This window comes from Clostridia bacterium (assembly GCA_014360065.1).
In the GTDB taxonomy this organism is placed as follows: domain Bacteria; phylum Bacillota; class DSM-521; order Neomoorellales; family JACIYF01; genus JACIYF01.
Genome location: JACIYF010000048.1, coordinates 1 through 20,401, shown reverse-complemented (window position 1 = coordinate 20,401; position 20,401 = coordinate 1). Strand labels below are relative to the sequence as shown.

At 57.9% G+C, this 20,401-nt stretch carries 18 protein-coding genes; 2 read left to right on the top strand and 16 right to left on the bottom strand.

Annotation, left to right across the window (positions count from 1 at the left end):
* Positions 1–131 (top strand): MoaD/ThiS family protein (locus H5U02_08560; GenBank protein ID MBC7342485.1); only part of this gene is annotated, 131 nt, incomplete at its 5' end.
* Between the two features lie 217 nt (positions 132–348).
* The gene (locus H5U02_08555; protein ID MBC7342484.1) at positions 349–537 is read left to right on the top strand and encodes a hypothetical protein; all 189 of its coding nucleotides are present in this window, start codon (positions 349–351) and stop codon (positions 535–537) included.
* Positions 538–745: 208 nt separating this feature from the next.
* Here H5U02_08555 and H5U02_08550 read toward each other — a convergent pair whose 3' ends face one another.
* The 16 genes from H5U02_08550 to H5U02_08475 form a co-directional block, all read right to left on the bottom strand.
* Positions 746–1,351 (bottom strand): orotate phosphoribosyltransferase, encoded by a 606-nt coding sequence (locus H5U02_08550; protein MBC7342483.1) that lies wholly within the window; start codon positions 1,349–1,351, stop codon positions 746–748.
* Positions 1,352–1,421: 70 nt separating this feature from the next.
* Positions 1,422–3,365, bottom strand: a complete 1,944-nt coding sequence (locus H5U02_08545) for a dihydroorotate dehydrogenase (protein ID MBC7342482.1) — start codon at positions 3,363–3,365, stop codon at positions 1,422–1,424.
* Between the two features lie 57 nt (positions 3,366–3,422).
* Positions 3,423–3,914, bottom strand: a complete 492-nt coding sequence (locus H5U02_08540) for a hypothetical protein (protein MBC7342481.1) — start codon at positions 3,912–3,914, stop codon at positions 3,423–3,425.
* Entirely contained in the window at positions 3,887–4,267 is a 381-nt protein-coding gene (locus H5U02_08535) for a nucleotidyltransferase domain-containing protein (GenBank protein MBC7342480.1), read from the bottom strand. The genes H5U02_08540 and H5U02_08535 overlap by 28 nt, the downstream gene beginning before the upstream one ends.
* Positions 4,268–4,440: 173 nt before the next feature.
* Positions 4,441–6,147, bottom strand: a complete 1,707-nt coding sequence (locus H5U02_08530; GenBank protein ID MBC7342479.1) for an MFS transporter — start codon at positions 6,145–6,147, stop codon at positions 4,441–4,443.
* 180 nt (positions 6,148–6,327) lie between these two features.
* The gene (locus tag H5U02_08525; GenBank protein MBC7342478.1) at positions 6,328–7,071 is read right to left on the bottom strand and encodes a GntR family transcriptional regulator; all 744 of its coding nucleotides are present in this window, start codon (positions 7,069–7,071) and stop codon (positions 6,328–6,330) included.
* Positions 7,072–7,189: 118 nt separating this feature from the next.
* The gene (locus H5U02_08520; protein ID MBC7342477.1) at positions 7,190–9,490 is read right to left on the bottom strand and encodes a xanthine dehydrogenase family protein molybdopterin-binding subunit; all 2,301 of its coding nucleotides are present in this window, start codon (positions 9,488–9,490) and stop codon (positions 7,190–7,192) included.
* A gap of 61 nt (positions 9,491–9,551) precedes the next feature.
* The gene (locus tag H5U02_08515; GenBank protein MBC7342476.1) at positions 9,552–10,052 is read right to left on the bottom strand and encodes a (2Fe-2S)-binding protein; all 501 of its coding nucleotides are present in this window, start codon (positions 10,050–10,052) and stop codon (positions 9,552–9,554) included.
* Positions 10,053–10,108: 56 nt separating this feature from the next.
* Positions 10,109–10,831 carry a class II aldolase/adducin family protein gene (locus H5U02_08510; GenBank protein MBC7342475.1) on the bottom strand — a complete coding sequence of 241 codons (723 nt, stop codon included), beginning with the start codon at positions 10,829–10,831 and terminating at the stop codon, positions 10,109–10,111.
* 29 nt (positions 10,832–10,860) lie between these two features.
* Complete coding sequence (locus H5U02_08505) at positions 10,861–11,994, bottom strand: 3-methylitaconate isomerase (GenBank protein MBC7342474.1); 1,134 nt, start codon at positions 11,992–11,994, stop codon at positions 10,861–10,863.
* Between the two features lie 73 nt (positions 11,995–12,067).
* Positions 12,068–13,273: a hypothetical protein gene (locus H5U02_08500; protein MBC7342473.1), complete on the bottom strand. Its 1,206-nt coding sequence runs from the start codon at positions 13,271–13,273 to the stop codon at positions 12,068–12,070.
* Between the two features lie 84 nt (positions 13,274–13,357).
* Positions 13,358–14,701: an allantoinase AllB gene (allB, locus tag H5U02_08495; GenBank protein ID MBC7342472.1), complete on the bottom strand. Its 1,344-nt coding sequence runs from the start codon at positions 14,699–14,701 to the stop codon at positions 13,358–13,360.
* 128 nt (positions 14,702–14,829) lie between these two features.
* Positions 14,830–15,876, bottom strand: coding sequence for an isocitrate/isopropylmalate dehydrogenase family protein (locus H5U02_08490; GenBank protein ID MBC7342471.1), 1,047 nt, complete (start codon positions 15,874–15,876; stop codon positions 14,830–14,832).
* The gene (locus H5U02_08485) at positions 15,873–16,751 is read right to left on the bottom strand and encodes an FAD binding domain-containing protein (GenBank protein MBC7342470.1); all 879 of its coding nucleotides are present in this window, start codon (positions 16,749–16,751) and stop codon (positions 15,873–15,875) included. The genes H5U02_08490 and H5U02_08485 overlap by 4 nt, the downstream gene beginning before the upstream one ends.
* A 154-nt stretch (positions 16,752–16,905) precedes the next feature.
* Positions 16,906–19,293, bottom strand: a complete 2,388-nt coding sequence (locus H5U02_08480; GenBank protein MBC7342469.1) for a molybdopterin-dependent oxidoreductase — start codon at positions 19,291–19,293, stop codon at positions 16,906–16,908.
* 757 nt (positions 19,294–20,050) lie between these two features.
* Positions 20,051–20,401: DUF1989 domain-containing protein (locus H5U02_08475; protein MBC7342468.1), on the bottom strand; the 351-nt coding region annotated here is incomplete at its 5' end.

Below are 20,401 nucleotides of genomic sequence, written 5' to 3'. Positions count from 1 at the left end.
AAGCTATCCGCCGGGGCGCCCAGCCGGTAATCATGATTAACGGTAACCGGGTGGACCTGCCGGCAGGGCTGGATGTCGATCTCGAGGAGGGCGACCAAATCTCAGTGATCTCACCCCTGGGAGGGGGTTAAGAGCAAAAGCCTAACCAGGGCCACCTGGAGCACCCAGGAGCTTGGATATAGTTCTACTTGGGCCGGCAACCTCATAAAGTACAGTGGAATCATATACTCACGTTCACCGCTAGCACAGGCCAAAACTGATCAGGCCCAGGTTTATCTAGGCCAAGGTCTTTCAGGGCAACGCGCTTGAGGCTGGCTACCCTAGGAGGCAAGCAAGGAGGTGAGCACAATGCTCTTGCTTTCTAGAATCCTACTGGTGCTGGCAGGGATCTTACTGGTCGTAGATGCAGTGCTCTTATTCTTCAATATCCCCAATCCCCTGGGCTACCAGCTGCCATGCCCCATCACGCTAGCTTTGCTAGGGCTCGGGATACTAATTTTCGCCATTTGGTCAAGCGTCTCATTTAAGAAAACTTAAGTTCAACTAGGTCATCTTGAGTCTCAGTTCGCAGATGCTGACCTAGATAGCCAACTAACGCAGAAGCAAACCGGCAGGGAGTTCCTAAAGTACTCTAATTGCCAACCGGGTAGCCAGCCTTAACTTACTGCAATTAATAGCTGCTTAACCCCGGCTCAATGTCACCCGGCACAAGGTCAAGCAAGGCAGTTGCCCGGGAGCCGCCGGGTCATACTTGCCGGCTTCCTGGCTTCACCGCCGGTAGCCCTTGCCGGCACAAGGGACAGTCTTCAGGTTCATAGACATTGGTAGTAATGGTGGCTAGGGCTTTAAAGGGGACCTCAAACCGCACTGTGCCTCCGCTACGATCAACCAGGGCGCCTATCCCCACCACTTGGCCCCCGGCCCCCTTGACCACATCTATCACTTCCTGGACCGAGCCACCAGTGGTGACCACATCCTCCACCACCAGCACCCGCTCCCCTGGTGCCAGACTAAAGCCATGGCGCAAGGTCATGACTCCGTTTTCCCGCTCGGTAAACATGGCGCGCACCCCCGGCCCTAGAGCTCTGGCCACTTCATAGGCCATGAGAATGGCGCCCGTAGCTGGTCCAATTACAACCTCAATGGCCTGGGAGGGATTGGAGCCAGCGGCAGTGCCGGCCCGAAATTGATCTGCTAGAGCCTGGCAGACTGGCTCCGCTTTTTCCGGATGTTGCATTAGCCGGGCACACTGAATATAAAAGTCGCTATGTTTTCCCGAAGTTAATCGGAAATGCCCCTCGCTCACAGCTCCAGTTGCTTTTAGGATCGCCATTACTTGTTCTGCGTTCATGTTCTCCACCTTGCTTCCGTTAGTTGTGCTTACACCACCTGCAGCGGAGTTAACCGCCCACTGGCAACACCTAGGAGCTGGTTGGCGGCTTGAGGGCCCCAATCAGCTGACGGACATCGGTCAAGCCGTGCCGGAGCAAATACTCTTTGAGGCCAATTATTACTTCCGGAATGGTCCGGGGGTTAACGAATGTACCCGCGCCCACCGCCACCGCCGTAGCCCCTGCTAGCAAGAACTCCACTGCGTCAGCGGCCTTAACGATGCCGCCCATGCCGATGATGGGCACCTTCACCGCCTGAGCCACCCGCCACACCATATATAGCGCCACCGGCTTGATGGCCGGCCCAGTCAGCCCGCCAATGATATTGCCCAGTATGGGGCGTTGGGCCTCCGGATCAATGGCGATGGCAGTAAGGGCGTTGATCAAGGACAAGGCATCAGCCCCCGCATCCACCACCCGGCGAGCGATCAAAGCAATATCAGTTACATTGGGGGAGAGCTTGACAATCAAGGGCAGGGAGCTAGCTTGGCGCATAGCTCGGGTCACCTGGGCGGCCATATCGGGGTCGGATCCGAAGGCTACTCCGCCCTCGCGGACGTTAGGGCAGGAGATATTGGCTTCGAGGGCTGCTACCCCCTCCACTCCGTCCAGCCGCCGGGCCACCTCGGCGTACTCCTCCACCGTCCGGCCGGCCACGTTGACTATCACCGGGGTCTCAAATTGACGCAGGAAAGGAAGTTTTTTCTTGAGGAAAACGTCCAGACCCGGGTTTTGCCAAGCGATGGAGTTGAGCATGCCGGCTGGGGTTTCGCAGACCCGAGGCGGAGGGTTGCCAACGGTGGGCTCCAGCGTAACCGACTTAACCACGATCGCACCAAGTTGGCTGAGATCCATGAACTGCTCATACTCCTCGCCAAAGCCGAAGGTTCCAGAAGCTGACATGACGGGATTCTTGAGCTTGAGGCCGGCAATCTCCACCGCCAGAGAAGGTTCAGGCGGAAAAGAGCCAAATTCTTTTGCCCTCGAAGCTGGCCTGGCTGAGGCCGGGGAACCAGGCGTAAGGATAGTACCCGCTGAAGCTGTTAAGCTTGTCCCGGGCAGCTCGCCCCCTGGGGTTGCCGCCTCTGCCTCTTCCCAAATAACCTCATTTACCGAGAAAACCGGTCCCTCACTGCACACGTTAACATATGTATACCCCAACTCTGTATAATCGGCCTCAGTTTGGGCGTCTTTCCGATGCACTTTGACCGCGCAGCCCCGGCAGGCCCCCAGGCCACAGGCCATACGCTCCTCCAAGGAGACCCAACCGGGCAGATGGTATTGTTGGCAGAGCCGGGCCACCGCCGCCAACATGGGGCGAGGACCGCAGGCATAGACAGCTACCTCGCCATCGCCCGGGTTCTGGCTATGATCAGCTAGGTGGTCCTCTAAAGTTCGCTCTAAGAGTTCAGTTACTAGCCCATGAAAGCCGGCGCTACCATCTTCGGTGGCAACCAGTACCTGACACCCCATCTCCTCCAGCTCTTTTGCCCCTAGAAGCAGGCCGGCAGTTCGGGCCCCCAAGAGGGCCACGGGCCGTAGAGATGTTCCTGCACCCACTTGCTGGGCCCGTTCCCGACAATACTGTTGAAACTGCATTTCTTGGGCAAGAAACAGTAGGGGGGCCACCCCTATCCCGCCGGCCACCAGGATGGCTGAGCCAGGCTGGCCCGGCTGGCTGAAGGCTTCAAAACCGTTGCCCAAGGGTCCGATGACATCCAGGCGGTCGCCCGCCCGGCGCCGGGCCAGCCAGCGAGTACCTTCCCCCTTGACTTGATAAAGAAACCTCACCAGGCCTTCTCCCCGGTCAACTCCGGCTATGCTTAGCGGCCGGCGCAGGAAGGGATCGATCCCTTCCCCACAGCGGAGGTGAACAAATTGCCCTGGTTTGGCCTCAAGCGCCACCTCGGGCAAAAACACTTCCATATAATAATAAGCGGCAGGTGCCGCCTCGGCGAAACTTGTCGCCTTCACTGGCTCGTTCCTTTGTACAATCCCAACTACGTTATAAGCCATCCTCTCCGACCTTTCTTAGCACTGATTCTTACCTTTGCTTCTGTTTGTAGCCGGATTACACAGGTTCAGGAACCTTTCCACGTCCAAACGATAAAGGCCGCGAAGCCTTAGGGCATCCTCAAGGACAATCTTAAGCTTCCGCCGGTCAAGTTCATAACTATAGGCATGGCGGAAAAAGTGCCGAAACGATCGCAGATTATCCAGCATGCGAACGGCTTCTTCTGAGAGCAGTGCCGGCCGTACTCCCTCGATTTCTAAGGACATTTTCCACAGCAGCTGGGTATGATAGCGGCTAGCATCTTCAATATGATTCTCAAAGGCTTCAGCCACAATTTTAAATAGGTCTTCAAAGGCGCAGTAGAGATTATGTAACTGATAGCCCAGGCTTTCAAGCTCAACTGCACTTTCAGCACCTTTTCTTTTCTCAACCCGGTTGTAGATTTGTTCTATGAGCATAACTTGTTTACGGATGGCCGCATCTAAGATGGCAAACTGCCCTTGGTCCACTTGAGGCCCTCCTTCTTGATCTCCGGCTCCAGGCGATGACCCTCCAGTTGGATCAGATCTACCTCAATCCCCAATTCCCGGGATAAAAAGGAGGCTGCCTTAAAGAAGTCTTCATCCCTTAGCCCGGCGATAGCTATATCCACATCGGAAACTCCAGGCCGAAAACTGCCAGCCTTAGTGAGGGAACCGAATATATAAGCCTCCCTAAATGATACCAGCTCAGAAAGTGCGTCCAGACTTTGGGCTACCCGCCGGATATAGGCAAGCCTAGCCTTTTCCCTTTCCTCCCGCTTCCGTTGGCGGGCTTGGTCTACCAAATGAGTGGAGAATGCTTTTTTGGCTTCCGTCGGCATGGACACCCTGCTTTCCACTAGCCCCATAAGCCTGCTTTTATTCCGAAGCCATTGTAAGATACCGACCCTAGCATTGCAAGCCATAGCCTTGAACGTTGGGGCAGCGAAAGGGCCCCACGGCCCCAGGTGGCCTAGCCTGGCAGCTCAGAAAAGCCTGTCTCCAACCCCTAACCTCAGCTTCTGGCTTCGACCCGGGTCATAGCCCGGACGGCTACCTCCGCCGCCAGGAGCAACACCCCCGTCACCCAGAATACCGCCCGCAGGTCCATCAGCGCCGCTATGATGCCACCTGTCATCGGCCCCAGGAAGTTGCCTACCGCCGTAACGCTCCCGGCTACCCCATAGGCGTGGCCTCGCCTAGCTTCCGGAGTTAGGTTACCAATGATGGCGTGGGCATTGGGGAGGATGCCGGCAGCAAACAGTCCGGACAGGGTGCGCAAGACCAGGAGCTGGACAGCGTTGGCGCTCAGGGCTTGCAGCCCCACCGTGATGGCCATGCCCACCAAGGAAAAATGCAGGATGCGCCAGTGGCCGTACCGGTCGCCGTACCGGCCAAAAACTGGAGCCATTAAGAGGTTGGCAGCAGCAGACAGGGCAAAAGCCAAAGCCACCACCAGGTTGAGCCGCGAGCCAGCATAGATATGATCAATGAATAAGGCCAAGAGGGAATCAGCGCTCTGGGTGCCAAACTGGGAGCAGGCAATCACCAGAAGGGCAGAGATTAAAAGTAGGCTTCTCCCGGTGGTAGTTGCCTGCCTAAGCAACTTGACACGCTGCCAGGTCAACCCAATCCAGCGCCGGACGGCCACCAGGGTTTGCCTCCCTAGGACCAGCCAGGCCCTAAGCCGGGCCCAGAAGCCCAGGTTGTCGCCCTTCTCCAGCCCCGATCCTTCACCATCGGATGCAGCTGGCTGCAGGATGATACCACGCCCTGCCTCCTGGCTGGTCGGTTCCCCTGTAACCGCCCCCTTCGGGCCGCCGCTCATGCTTTCAAAGCCCGCAGTTGATGCACCCTGAGCTACGGGAACTTGGCCAGCGCTCGTGCCTTGAGGTTCCGCTGCCAATGCGCCCTTACCTACCATGTCCTGGCCGTTACCCCCAGCCGAGAGTGCCTTCAACCAGCGTTCACCGGCCAGCTGCTCTTCATCCAGGGGTATGGGTGCAAACTCCCGGGCACCAGGCGCGCGGCCAGACCCGGCAGCTTCTATCCAGCCAGATGATTTCCCTGCCCCGGTCGGCTCCGTTTCGGCGCTTACGGATCCCACCTGGAGCGTCTCTTGCGCCTTGGTGGCTCGGGCCGGGCGCTGAAATTCTTCCCGCACTCCCAGCATCACCACCGGGGCCATAGCCAAGCTCAAGCTCCCGGCCACCAAAAAAGTGCCGCGGTAGCCAAAGAGCTCCGCCAGCCCTCCGCCCAGGCCCGGTCCCAGGATGGTCCCTGCCATCTGCCCGGCTTGGACCAGCCCCACGGCGTATCCCAAGCGATCCCGGGGAGTCATGGCGGCAATGAGCGCCACCGAGGCGGCATTAAACCCGGACATGGTACCCATGAGAAACCTTAAGCCCACCAGCTGGTAAACCGTACCCGCCCAAGTTATTAGCAAGTTGAAGCCGCCCACCGCTAGGATCGACCGCACCACCATGGGTTTACGGCCGTAGCGGTCGGCCAGGTTTCCCCACACCGGCTGGGTAAACACTTGACCGACGAAATTAACCGAGGTAGCCACTCCGGCCCAAAAGGCCACCTGCTCCGGGATAGTAACTCCTAATTCCGGCAGGTACAGAGGTATAAAGGGCTTGATGGAGGTCATGGCCACGCGCATTATCAGCTGGACCAGGGCCAGAATATAGACATTCCTTCGCCAATCATCTTGCGCCAAATAGCCCCCGCCTCCCGCCTCTCCTCAAAAAACCAGTACCTTCTAGGCTACCCGTGCCGGTGTTTGGTCCTCCACCCCGGGATTTGCCCGGCACTCAACCGAGAGCCACCTATGACCTGGCAAGACTCCTATCATTCCATGGAGCATCACGGCCCCCTTCCTGGCAAGCAGCTACCTGGCCTAGCCCTGCCCGCAGACCAAAAACCCTTGGCCCCGACACTGGGCCAGGAAAGCTTGTCGTCCTTGTTCCACGTGCTCTCGGGCCCGGCGTTCGGCCAACTCCCCGTCGTGCATGGCAATGGCGCGTACGATCTGCTCATGCTCTTCCAAGGTGCGGAGAATCCGGCCCGGGTTGCGCAGGGCCACCTGCCTAAACATGTTGAGGTAGGCAATGTAGTCGAGGAGGATGCGCTCGAGACGGCGGTTATGGCTAGCTTTATAAAGCATGGCATGAAAGCGGTCGTGATAGAGAGCTTCCTCACTTTCGTCCCCGACCTCGATGCACCGCTTCATGGATGCCAGCAATTCATCGAAAGCCCTTAATTCCTCCTCGGTGATAGTCTCAGCTGCCAGTCTGGCGGCAAAGCCCTCCAGCACGCTGCGGATGGAGTAGATCTCGTTGGCATCCTGGATGGAAAGCTCCCTCACGATAGCTCCCCGCCGAGGGATGTGCTCGGCCAAGCCTTCCAGTTCAAGCTTCCTAATCGCCTCCCGTACCGGAGTCCGGCTAACCCCGAGCTCCCCGGCAATATCCTCCTCGATGAGCCGCTCCCCGGGCGCATACTTGCCTTTCAGGATTTGTCGCCGAAGATGGTCGAAAACCAAATCCCGAACCGGATAACTCTGCCGCCGGATCAGATCAGCAAACCTCTCTTCCTCCCCGCTAGTTTCTTCCCACCCCTTGGCTCTGGCTTGATCCGTCATTGGATCCCTCCTTTCCTTGCTGGCACCCCGCCTGGCGTAGCAACATTCGTGAGTCGCAAACTTTGCGACCTCCCTGCTGGCGCGTCCCGGCCCGGATGCCCTACGAATCCTAGGAACCCTAGGATGCCTGAGGAATGTCTCCCTTTTCCTGTAAAGCTTTTAAGATTTTCTCCGGCGTAAGCGGCAGATCCTTGATCCGGACTCCAATGGCGTCCTCAATTGCATTGGCTACCGCCGGCATGGTAGGGGTGATGACTACCTCGCCAATGCCTTTGGCTCCAAAAGGCCCATCCCGGTGGGGAGCCTCGACGATGATGGCCTCAATCTGGGGGGCATCCATGGCCGTGGGTATCTTGTAATCGTGAAGGTTGGGGTTCAGGACCCGCCCTTTAGAGTCTATAAGCAGTTGCTCCATCACCGCGGTACCAACTCCATGTACCCCCCCTCCCTCAACCTGCTGCAGGCAGTTCAGGGGGTTGATAGGCCTACCAACGTCCTGGGCAGCAGCCAGTTTGACTACCTCAACCAAGCCTGTCTCGGGATCAACCTCTACTTCCACCGCGTGAGCGCTGTACATCCAGAAAACGCTGGGCGAGGACCACATGCCGCTTCCCTTTTCCTCGGGCGGGTAGAAGAAGCCCCGGCCCAGGATGCTGCCGCCAGCCCCATAATGCTTTTTGATGATGTCCTGGTAAGTGAGCACCTGGCCGTTAGCTTCAGCCTGGCCGCGAGCCATAGTTACTTGCTCCACCGGACAATCCCAGGCTGCTGCCGCCAATTGCCGGAGTTGCCTTATGATATCCTCGGCCGCCAGTTTAACCGCGTTGCCCATGTGGAAGGTGCTGCGGCTGGAGGTGGTGGAAGCATCAAAAGGGGTAAGGTCGGTATCGGGCCCGGAAACCTCAACCTTCTCCACCGGGATGCCCAAAACTTCCGCCGCAATTTGGGCGAATATGGTCTTGGCTCCCTGCCCAATCTCCACCGTGCTGGTAAGAACGTTGGCGGTCCCATCCTGGTTCAATTGGATAAAGGCAGCCGATCCCGAGGGGGTCTTGGTGTTCTTACCAGCGCAGGCAATGCCGACTCCGCGGTATTTGCCCTCCGCAGTGACCCGCGGGCGATTTTGCTTTTCCCAGCTGACAGCCGCCGCCGCTCGCCGCAAGCATTCCTCCACCCCTACGCTGTGGGCTACCTGGCCAGTGGCATTGATGTCTCCTTCCCGCAGGATATTCTTAAGCCGAAACTCCAGGGGATCCAGACCCAGCTTCCTGGCAATGATGTCCATCTGGGACTCATAGGCCCAGGTAACCTGAGGGGTTCCGTAACCTCTATAAGCTCCAGCAATAACCTTATTGGTGTAAACGCAATAACCGACCAAACGGGTATGGGGGATGCGGTAAGGACCAGCCGAAGTAGCAGTGGACTGGCGACAGACGGTGGGCCCCTTTTCCGCATAGGCACCGGTATCCCACACCGACCTCACCTCTCGGGCCACCAAGGTACCGTCCCTCTTCACTCCGGTCTTGATAGTAATTACGGTAGCGTGGCGCACTATGGTGGCTTCAAAGACCTCTTCCCGGCTCAGCACCAGCTTCACCGGCCGGTAGTTGGCCTTTAACGCCAGAGCGATAGCTACCGGCTCCGCTTTCAACCCTCCCTTGCAGCCGAAGCCGCCACCGATGTAGGTGCTGATCACTCGGATGCGGTGGAGGGGTATCCTCAAGGCATCGGACAGATCCTTACGCAAGCGGTGCGGACCATCGTTGGGCACCCAAAGGGTAATCTTACCGTTGGGAGCCACCTGGGCCACCACGCTATGAGGCTCAATGGGAGCATGCTGAACGATGTGGCTGGTAAAGGTATCTTCGAAAATGTAGTCCGCCTCGGCAAAGCCGGCTTCCACGTCTCCCTTGCCAAATTCGTCAACGCTGAGGATATTGGTGCCGGGCACCGGCTTGACCGCCGGGATGTGCTGGTATTTCGCAAGCTCGGGGTGAATAAGGGGAGCTCCATCCTTCATGGCCTCCAGCGGATCCAGCACTGCCGGCAGTTCCTCGTACTCCACCCGGATCAACTCCAGCGCCCTTTCGGCCGCGGCCTCATCTTCGGCCGCCACGGCCGCTACAGGTTCGCCCACGTAGCGCACCTTACCCTGGGCTAAGAAAGGCATATCCTTAACTGCTTCTCCGCCTAAAACCCCCGGCAGATCCTCACCGGTGACCACCGCTCGGACTCCTGGTGCCTTGAGGGCAGAGCTGATATCTATGGACTTAATCCGGGCATGGGCATAGGGGCTGCGCAGAACCTTGGCATAAAGCATCCCCGGAAGGCTTACATCGGCCCCGTAAACTGCCACCCCGGTAACCTTCTCCAGAGCCTCCACCCGAGTAACTGGTTGACCCACAATTACTTCCGGCATAGTTGCACCTCCACACCTAGTACTTCCCCTAGTCTATTCAATCCGTCTCCAGAGCCGAGACCTAGCTCGCCGCTTCTTTCTCCTCCCTCATCACCATAGCCGCTTTTTGGATAGCTTTGATTATCCGCACGTAGCCAGTGCAGCGGCAGAGGTTGCCGGCAATGCCCTGGCGAATCTCAGCTTCGGTGGGGGAGGGGTTTTCATCCAAGAGCCCCTTGGCCGCCAGAAGCATCCCGGGGGTGCAGAAGCCGCATTGCACCGCCCCTTCGTCGATGAAGGCCTGCTGCAAGGGATGAAGCTTTCCGTCCTTGGCTAGCCCCTCCACCGTGGTTATTTCCCGGCCATCAGCTTCTACCGCCAAGACCAGGCAAGAATTAACCGGCTTGCCATCCAAAAGCACGGTGCAAGCCCCGCAGTCGCCTTCGCCGCAACCCTCCTTGGTGCCGGTAAGACCTAGGTCCTCGCGGATCACTTGCAGCAAGGTGCGATTCACCGGCACGCTTAGGGCATAACTATCCCCGTTGACGGTTAAAGTTATGGTCTTCTCCTTGATCGCTTGCATTGCTTGGGCACCACCTTTCGAAAGCCATTTAATCTAACGCTGCTAAGCCTTGATCCCTAGATGCCAAGTAGCCGCTGGGCTTTACGTTGGTAATAAGCAAAGACATTTTGGGTCCGGCGCTGATTCTGGCGTACGTCCTGGGCCATCTTTTCTGCCATGGCCAAATCCATGGGATAAAATTCCTTGCCAGAAGCAATTGCCTGCAGCAATACTTTTACTGCCTTCTCTAAGGCTAGCTGAGTCAGGCAGGCTTCTTCCACCGATCTACCTACCACCACCGTGCCGTGATTACGTAGGAGGATGGCATCGGCATCGCCGAGGTCCGCGGCCAAGCTCTCCCCCTGCTCCTTAGTTACCAAAAGATCGGGGGTACGGTCAAAAACCTTTAGACCATGGGCAAACAGCACCCCATCGTGGTTTAAAGTTTGGAAAGGCACGGCCAAAGTGCTAAAGACCGTGCTGTAAAAGGGATGGGTATGAATAACGCAGTTTACATCCGGCCGGGCCCGGTAGATCTCCGAGTGAATAGGGTACTCATTGTGGGCCGGGTGGGGGCCGGCCAACACTTGTCCCTCCCAATTGAGGGTGAGTACGTCCTCTGCTCTCACTTCCTCCAGACCCAGGCCTTGAGGCTTCATGTAAAATACCGATTCCCCGGGCAAGCGGGCGGAAACGTGGCCCAAGTTAGCGTCGTCATGCCCCTCAATATACAGGATCTGGCAACAGCTAGCAACCTTGGCTTTCAGTTCCGTTACTTCTCGGCTTTCTCCTATTTCCATTGCTCCTGCACCTTAACCTCCTTCAAGAACTACTTACTGTAGCACTCCTCCGGCACTAATACCCACCCTTCCATCAGCCGGCGGGCGGTGCGGAAGGCAGTACCGCGCACGTATTCCAGGTGGCCGGCTTCGACCCGCATCTCCACCTCGATGGCCAGATCACCGCCGGGGTGGCCAATTCGTACCACCGGCGCAGCTCTGGCCGCCGGGGATAATGCCTCCTCCACCACCGTCCCCGGGATTTTGGCCGCTCCCGCTGTGCATATGGCCCCAGTAATAGCGTAGGCGGCATGGAGCCGGCCCATGGACATGGTCCGGGCCAAAAGGTCGATATCACCGGCTTTCATGGTTAAGCCCGAGGTCATGGTGTAATCCCTAGGAGGGGCTACCCAGGCAATTTTGGGCACGGCCGGGCTCTTTGCGGTGGCTTCTTCAGGCGTGGCCGCAAGGCCAATCTTGACCGCCGCTGCCGCTCGGATGGCCTCAATGCGAGCCAAAAGGTCGGGACTGCCATCCACCTGGGCAGGAAGCTCGGTTCCCGAAAGGCCAAGGTCGCCGGCCCTCACAAAAACCAGGGGATTGGCAGCATCAACGATGGAAACGTTGAAGTGGCCATAGGGCGTCTCCAAGGTATCCTGGGCGTGGCCGGTGGGAAGGAGCTTCCCGGTCACCGCTCCCCCGGGGTTCATAAAGTCAAGACAGATCTTGGCCCCGGTGCCGGGCACCCCAGCGATGGCGTAGTCACCTTCCACTTTGGCCCGGCCATTTTCCACCGGCACCCGGGCAATGATGTATTTGCCAGTATTGGTATTGAAGATATTGACCGTGGTTACCGGCTCCTCCACCTCTTCCACCAGCCCCTCGTCGATGGCAAAGGGGCCCACGGCGGAGGAGATGTTGCCGCAGTTACCCTTGCGATCCACCAGCGGCTGAGTGATGCCCACCTGACCAAAGGTATAGTTGACGGCATTTTTCTCTCCTGGCCGCGGCCCAACAATGGCCACCTTGCTGGTCACCGAGGTGGCTCCCCCCAGGCCGTTGATCTGCCGCCCATAAGGATCGGGGCTACCGTAGGCAGCCAGGATTACTTGATCCTGAAGCTTCAGGTCCTCAGGCAGATCCTCTACCTTGAAGAAGAGCCCTTTGCTGCTGCCGCCCCGCATCAACACCGCCGGTATCCGCCGCTGCACTTAAACCCCCCTCCCTAGTGCGTTTCTTTCTCGCGCTCGCAGCTTTCTATTCCTTCCAGGGCTCCTCGGTATAAAACTCCTTGAAGGTTTCCCCGTTTAGGAACCCTTCGGGAATATCCTCCCGGCGCAAGGTCATATCCAGCTCCACGTGCCCCTTAGGATGGCGCCAGGAGTGACAGGGCTTGCCCAAAGCTATGGCAAACCGGGACCGGGCCGGCTCTCGGCTATTTAGCTCCATGACCATGGCGGCAAGGGAAGTTTCCTCCCGGAAGTCGTTGCCGTGGCGGCAGATGGAGTTGGGACCAGGGCCGTTGGCGTGGTCCATGGACAGGGCAATCATGTCCTCTTTGGTTACGCTGCCCTTCTTGCCCAGGAGCACCTCCTGGGTGCGAACGTAGCGGCAAACGCTGGAGACGTCATCGCTCTTATTGAGGGCCTTTAAGACGATGAAGCAGTTGGAGCGGGAGTCCACGTCATCCACTACTTTTTTGACCGAAACCCGGTCGTAGGAGCCTTCAATTATATAAGCGATTTTCGGGCCGGCAAACTCCACGTTGCCGGGGGTAGCAGTAGGGTTGGAAAGCAGCTTTTCCACCACCAGGTTGGTGGCCTCCAGCGGATCGTCCTTTTCCAGGCCATCCCTAATGAGCTGGGCGCGGTCCGCGGCCCGGATGGAGGTAAGGTCCAGGTTCTTCTGATACATTTCCTCAGTCCGAGCTATGTTGGTACCGGCGGCCATAGCTTTGTTGTTCATGCCCATCTTTAGGCCCGTTGTCCCGGCCGCGGATACGCCCACAATTTTATGCCCGTCTTCCCGTTCGGCAAACAGGATGACGTTGATTTCCTTATTCTTGTAGAAGTTAGGCCCCACCAGGCTTTCTCCGCCCACCTTGTCGCTGTTCTTGGCAAAGATGGTGTCGCCGGTAGCGCTGGCCGAACCAACCGCCATCATCACCGTACAGCCCTCAGGAGCTAAGAGGCCGTGGTAGAGGTTCAAGGCCAGAAGGTCATCGTACTCGACCCCGGCCCCCTCAGCGATACCGGCAATCTCCTCTTCAGTGGCAGGCGAGAAAGCGCCCCGGGACAGGGCCCTTCTGGCCCAGCGCAGGAGCTCCCCCCGCTTCAGCCCTAGATCGGCTACCCCCCGCCAGAAGGCCCGGAGGTTGGCCCGTACCGCCTGGCCGGCTGCTCGCCCATGGGCCAGCCCAATTTGAAAGGGGCTGCCCTGGCCGTATACTATTTGTTTGATCATGATTTATCTCTCCCTCCAAATACCGGTGATGCTTCCGAGACATTCCCCATGCCGGATTGCTATATAGAGCCTACCCTGCCGACCTTACCTGGCTGGCCGCACCAGCTCTCCCTGGGGCCCGCCCAGGACCTGGCCGTCCTTCATTACTACCCGGCCGCGGATAATGGTAGCCACCGGCATGCCTTTGACCTTGAACCCGTCAAAGGGGGTAACTTTGTTCTTGCTGTGTAGGTTTTCGGCCTTGATTTCCCCTTCCCGGTTGAGGTCGACGATGGTAAAGTCGGCATCGGTCCCCACCAACAGCGATCCCTTCTGGGGATACATGTTAAACAGCTTGGCCGGGCCCTCCGATGCCACCTTGACGTAGTGATTGAGGCTGATCCAGCCCTGGTTGACCTGGGTGAGCATCAGGGGTACGTTGGTCTCTACCCCGCAGAAGCCGGGGATGGCTTTCCAAATGTCATCGTTGGTCTTCTCCTCCAGGGTGTGGGGCGAGTGGTCGGTAGCAACGGCCTCTACGGTGCCGTCCAGGAGCCCTTCCCGGAGCCGCTTCTGATCGGCCAGAGCTCGGACCGGCGGGTTCATCTTCAGCATCGAGCCCACCTTGTGCATGTGGGTGTAGTCGAGGAGGAGGTAGTGAGGGCCGGTCTCAGCCGAGACATCCACTCCCCGGGCCTTGGCAGCTCCCACCAGATCCACCCCTTCCTTGGAGCTCATGTGGTAGATGTGGAGCTTACAGCCAGTCTGCTCGGCAAACATGATGGCCCGGGCGATGCACTCGGCTTCGGCGATGTTGGGCCGGGCTTCCACGTGGGCCACCGGGTCGGTACGCCCCTCGGCCTTCAGCTTCTTGGTATAGTACTCGATAATGGTACGGTTTTCAGCGTGGACCCCTACCCGGAGGCCGGTCTCGGCAATCACCTTCATGGCCTCGATGATGCCGCCGTCGGTAGGTGAGGGCAGGCTACCCACCGTCTCGCCCATGAAGATCTTGAAGCCTACTACCCCGGCCTCGGCCAAAGCTTTCAGCTCGCCAATGTTTTCCTCGAAAACCACGCCGATGATGCCGAAATCGCAGTAGGATTTAGCCTTGGCCTCGGAAAGTTTGAGGTTGAAGGCCTCCACGGTGGCAGTAGGAGGATTGACGTTGGGCATATCCACCACCGTGGTTACGCCCCCGTGCACGGCCGCCAGCGACCCGGTGCCGAAGTCCTCCTTGTAGGTGACCCCCGGGTCCCGGAAGTGAACGTGAATGTCAATGATCCCTGGAAGCACATACAAGCCCTGAGCATCGAAGACTTCCCGGGCCGGCGGCAGCTCTTCCCCCCGGATGAAGCCGGCGATTTTTCCTCCTTGAACCAGCACATGGGCGGCGTAAGTAGCCTCTGGACTTACCACCTGGCCGTTCTTGATGATGAGATCGTACATGACTCTTCCTCCCCCGGAATTCTAGTTTCTTCATAGCCGATTGCTTGCTGTGTGGTTAGACTTGTCTTATATCGCTAGCCCAAGCTAGCCCCAGCCCACCTGACCTCGGGCCGCCCTGGTTTTTGCCTTTAACCATTTGGGCTGGCCAAAAGTTCGCCGCCACTTGCCAGAGCTCTTACCTCGCGGGCTATAGCTTCAGCCATCTCCATGGTGGAAGCCTGGCCGCCTAAATCGTAGGTAACTGGTCCGGTTTTTAGGATCCTGGATACCCCTTGGCGGATTCGCCCAGCCGCTTCAGCTTCCCCTAGGTGTTCCAGCATCATCACCGCCGCCAGGATCATGGCGGTGGGGTTAACTTTGTTCTGACCAGCATACTTGGGAGCGCTGCCGTGTACCGGCTCAAACAGGGCATACTTTTCGCCGATGTTGGCGCCCGGAGCTACTCCCAGGCCTCCCACCAGGCCGGCGCAGAGGTCGGAAATGATGTCCCCGTACAGGTTGGGCATGACCAAAACATCATACAGCTCCGGCTTTTGCACCAGCTGCATGCACATATTGTCGACGATCCGGTCCTCAAACTCGACGGCAGGGTAATCCTGCGCCACCTGCCGGGCCACTTCCAGGAAAAGCCCATCGGTACACTTCATAATGTTGGCCTTGTGCACCACCGTTACCTTGCGGCGGCCGTGCTTGACCGCATAATCAAAGGCATAGCGGACAATGCGTTCCGATCCCTTGCGGGTGATGATCTTGATGCTCTCGGCCGCGTCCTCACCTACCATATGTTCGATGCCGGCGTAAAGATCCTCGGTGTTTTCTCGCACCACCACTAAATCTATGTTCTGGTAGCGGCTGGCTATGCCGAGATAGCTCCGGGCCGGCCGCACGTTGGCAAAGAGATCCAACTCTTTCCGCAGAGCCACGTTGACGCTGCGAAAGCCGGTGCCCACCGGGGTAGTGAGCGGCGCCTTGAGGGCCACCCCGTTTCGGCGGATGGACTCCAATACCGGCTCCGGCAGGGGAGTGCCATACTGGGCCAGGGCTCCTTCGCCAGCCACCACCTCCTCCCATTCCACTGGCGCCCCGCTGGCTTCCACCACCAGCTTGGTAGCCGCGGTAATCTCAGGCCCAATGCCGTCACCGGGGATGAGGGTTATCCGGTGCCTTGTGGTCAACTCATCTTCATCCTCTCCAAAGCCAGATTGGCCGCCCGCGGTACCAGGACCTTAATCAGGTGGCGCCGATACTCTTCGGTAGAACGCCAGCTGGTTCTGGGCCTAGCTTCCCGGGCAGCTATCTCTCCTGCCTGCTGTAAGGCCTCACCGTTAAGCTCCTTGCCCTGGAGCGCCGCTTCGGCCTGGTACGCCCGCATGGGCACAGGAGCAGCGGTGGCCAGCGCTATCCGGGCCTGGCGGCAGGTTCGCCCGTCGCTTTCACATTCTAGGAACACCGCTACACCCAGCAGGGCCAGATCCATAGCCTTGCGCCGAGTAAACTTAACGTAGGCCCCGCCGTTGGGCTCAGGGTGCGGCGGCACCACGATGTGGGTGAGAATCTCTCCCGATCCTAGGGCGACTTTTCGGGGACCAAGGAAAAAGTCTTCCATGGCTACCTGGCGGTCGCCCTTGGGACCACGAATCTGGAGAAGAGCCCCCAACGCCAGCAAAGGAGCGATGCTATCGGCTGAAGGCAAAGCATTGCAGATGTTTCCACCAATGGTGCCCCGGTTGCGGATCTGGACCGACCCTACCCGGCTTACTCCATCGTAAAGGATGGGATACTTTTCCCGGATCAACGGCGAGGTCTCCAAGGCATGGTGGGTAACCAGCGCCCCGATCACCAAGCCCCTTTCAGCGCTAAACTCAATGCCCTTGAGTTCAGCTAGGAACTTGATGTCCACCAGATACTCTGGCCGACTCTGGCGCGCCCGCATTTGTACCAGCACGTCAGTGCCGCCAGCCAGGATACGGGCCCGGTCGCCGAGCTCAGCCAACACCTGAATAGCCTCATCAACACTACTGGGTGTAACCAGCTCAAACTCAGGTAACAAGGAAGATCCACCTCCCACCGGTTATATGGCTTGCGTCCCAGATTAACTACCTGAACCTATCCTAGGAAATCAACCTACTAGGGGCGTTTCCGTTTTTTCTGTGACCTTATTTTTTGGCTACGCTTAGGCCAGCGTATCTCGTATCCATATTTCCTTACCTACCAGCACTTCTCTGTCTAAGCGCCTCCACCATCTTTTCCCCAGTTATAGGCAACTCCCGGAGCCTGACCCCGCAGGCAGCATAGACCGCGTTGCCAATGGCGGGGGCAGTGGCAGCCAGGGCCGGCTCACCCACGCCCTTGGCCCCGAAAGGCCCATCCGCCTGCTCCGCTTCAACGATCCCCACTTCCAGTTCCGGTATATCCATGGCCGTGTATACCTTATAATCGTGCAGGTTGGCATTTAGGGTCCGGCCATTGGCATCGAGAATTACGTTTTCCAGTATAGCGCCACTACCACCCATTCCCATGGCCCCCTCTAGCTGCTGCTTGGTGGTAACCGGGTTGATGGCCCGCCCCACGTCGTGGTAGGCCACCAGCTTAATCACTTCCACCTGGCCAGTATCCAGGTCTACCTCCACTTCCGCCGCCTGGGCACCATACATCCAGAAGGGAGTCATTTTGGGAGTAAGGCCGGTCTCTCTATCTGAGGGAACTGTATCGGGCCGAAATACCCCCCGGCCGATGATGGTCCCGCCCCGGGAGCCGTAATAAGCAGGAACAATTTGTCTGAGCTCCAGGCTTCGCCCTGGCTGACCCTTTACTTGGACTTTGCCGCTCACCAACTCTACTTCTTCAGGCCTGACTTTGAGTACCTTGCTCCCCGCTTCCAAAAGCTGGCGCTTGGCATCAGCACAGGCCAAGCGGATAGCGTTGCCCATGTGATAGGTAGAGCGACTAGAAGTGCTGGAGGAATCAAAGGGGGTGTAGTCGGTGTCGGGCTGAGCGATAAACACATCCTCTATCCGCACCCCCAGCTCCTCGGCTACTATCTGGGTCAGAACTGTTTCTGAGCCCTGGCCTTGCTCAATGGTGCTGGCAAGGAGAGTTACCGTGCCATCTTCGTTAAGCTTAACCACAGCGGAAGAGGTGGAGGGAGCACCAGTAGCCTTATGAATGCAAGCTATGCCCCGGCCGCGCACTTTGCGGGCACCAGCGGCGGTAACACCTGCACCAGTGTTAACTGGAGGCGCCTCGACCCCGGAGCGATGGACTTGCTCGTCAACGGTTTCTCTTTTACCCTCCCAACCTATGGCCCTCCTGACCTTTTCAATGCATTCTACCAGCCCTACGCTTTCCAACTTCTGGCCGGTGGCAGTAAAATCGCCGGGGCGGAAGGCATTCTTCAGCCGGAATTCTAGGGGATCCCAGCCTATTTCCGCCGCGATTTCGTCCATATGGGTTTCGTAAGCCCAGCAGAGCTCCTGGGTCCCGTAGCCTCGGAAGGGAACAGCAATGTTTTTATTAGTATAGACAGTGTAGCCGTCGATCTTTACCCTGGGAATGCGGTAGGGACCAGCCGAGGTATGACCAGAGTTGCGGGTCACGCGGGGGCCGCAGTCCGCATAAGCTCCGGTATCCCAGATAGTCTCCACTTCCCGGGCAGTCATGGTCCCGTCCCTTTTCACCCCGGTCTTGATCCGGGTAATGGTAGGGCCTTTGACAGCAACAGTAAATTCATCGGCACGGTCCATGACTACCTTGACCGGCCTGCCGTCGGTAAACCGGGCCAGCGCCACCGCCAGCGGTTCAGCCTTTAGATACATCTTGGATCCAAAGGAGCCGCCTACCCGGGGCACAATTATGCGGATATTGCTCATGGGTAGACCCAAGCCGTCAGCCAGTTCCTTGCGACTCATGAACGGCGATACCGTCCCCACCCAGACGGTGATCCGATCCGATCCCGGCAGCCACTGGGCAATGGCAGCATGAGGCTCAATACACACATGCTGAACCATTTGGGTTCGATAGGTATTCTCATAGACCAGGTCTGCTTCCCTAAATCCTTCCTCCACATCCCCATTCCGCAGCCTATAGTGGCTACAGATGTTGCTCCCAGGAACCGGGTAGGCAGCTTCGCTATGTTTGTAGCTACCCAGCTCGGGGTGAATTAGCGGCGCCCCTTTAGCTATGGCCGCTTCCGGATCCAGGATCGGTTCTCGCTCCTCGTAGTCCACCCTGATTAGCTCTATAGCTTCTCTTGCAGCCTCAGGGCTGGTGGCCGCCACCGCAGCGACTGGCTCTCCCACGAAGCGAACTTCTCCCTGAGCTAAAAAGGGACGGTCTTTGACGGTGGAGCCGTAGGTATAAGGGAAATCGGCGCCAGTTATAACCGCTTTCACCCCTGGTACCCGTTTGGCAGCTGAGGTGTCGATGTGTAGGATGCGAGCCCAAGCCAAAGGGCTGCGGAGAAAGTCTCCATACAGCATCCGCGGCAACACCAGATCCACGGTATATTGGGCTTTACCTTCAACTTTGTCTCTGGCATCAACCCGGGGTATGCCCTGACCCACTACTTGCAATTCAAGTGCCTCCAGCCCCAACCCATGTCCCTCCTCTTTACGGAAGCAGATGCTCGGAAACTCCAATTATCCTAGTACTTTCTATGATTTCCTCCACCGCTGTTGGCTGGAGCAGAGGAATAAGATCTGCAACCCCCGCCTTAAACTTCTCCCCTTTTTGCCTAAACCTAAGGGTAGACTTAAGTCTGGTCAGAAGCTAGCCCCAAAACACCCAGGTGTCGTGGGAAGGTTCGTTAAGCGGGCTACGGCGGTCTTTTATCCTCGGCCCAGAGAGGTTGATCAGCACATCTTTACCTGCTGCTATGTGGACCGTTCTGTCGCCTTGGGTCTTATTCCTGACCCTGCGGCTTTAATAGTCGCCGGAGATGGTTCTCTTTTGCGCACGGGCACCAGTCCGGTCGGCGTGAAGGTTTGTCATTACCGCAAATAGGATAGGAAATCTTCCGCTGTTCTTGCCTTTGCCATTAACCCGATGCCGACGCCACCTGGGGTTGGGACAACTATCGGAATACTTATTACTACGGTTATACCCCTATGAGTTAACCGCTGCCGATAGCCCCTACGAACTCCCCATCTTTGTTACGTTGGCCCAGGCCTCCCGCCATGACTCTGTCTTGGGCGTAGTTCCGAAAAGCTTTCCCTTAGCTTGAGGTACCCCGCTGGTTACTATGCCCTCTGCTGACTCCTGCCGGTTCAACCGGGCCTCTCGGCCCGGATTACCAGCATCCCTGGCCTATCAGGCTACGGCCAGAGCAGTCCGGAATGCGGGGAACCACAGTTACGAGCTGAATTCCTCAAATATGACCACCTTTAGTGGGGTTAGATTAAAATCATTGCAAGCGTTTCGCACCTGTGGGCAGTTAGAGACTGCCACTAGTAGGTCCCTTAAAGCCTTAACATCAACGTGGTCACCCGGCTTTGTCCCGGGCTTCACCGTAAGTTGAGTGCCGTCCGGTTCAAATGTTTTGTGCATAAAGAAGGAAACACAACTGTCCAATTCGATGTCCTTGGCAGTAAACCCATAATCGGCCATGGCAGCCACAAGGTTGTCTCTGCAGTTAGGTGTTCCGGGAATCCCGAAACGAACCCGGTTACTCCCTTCACTGCAAAAACCGCCTCCCCACCAGTG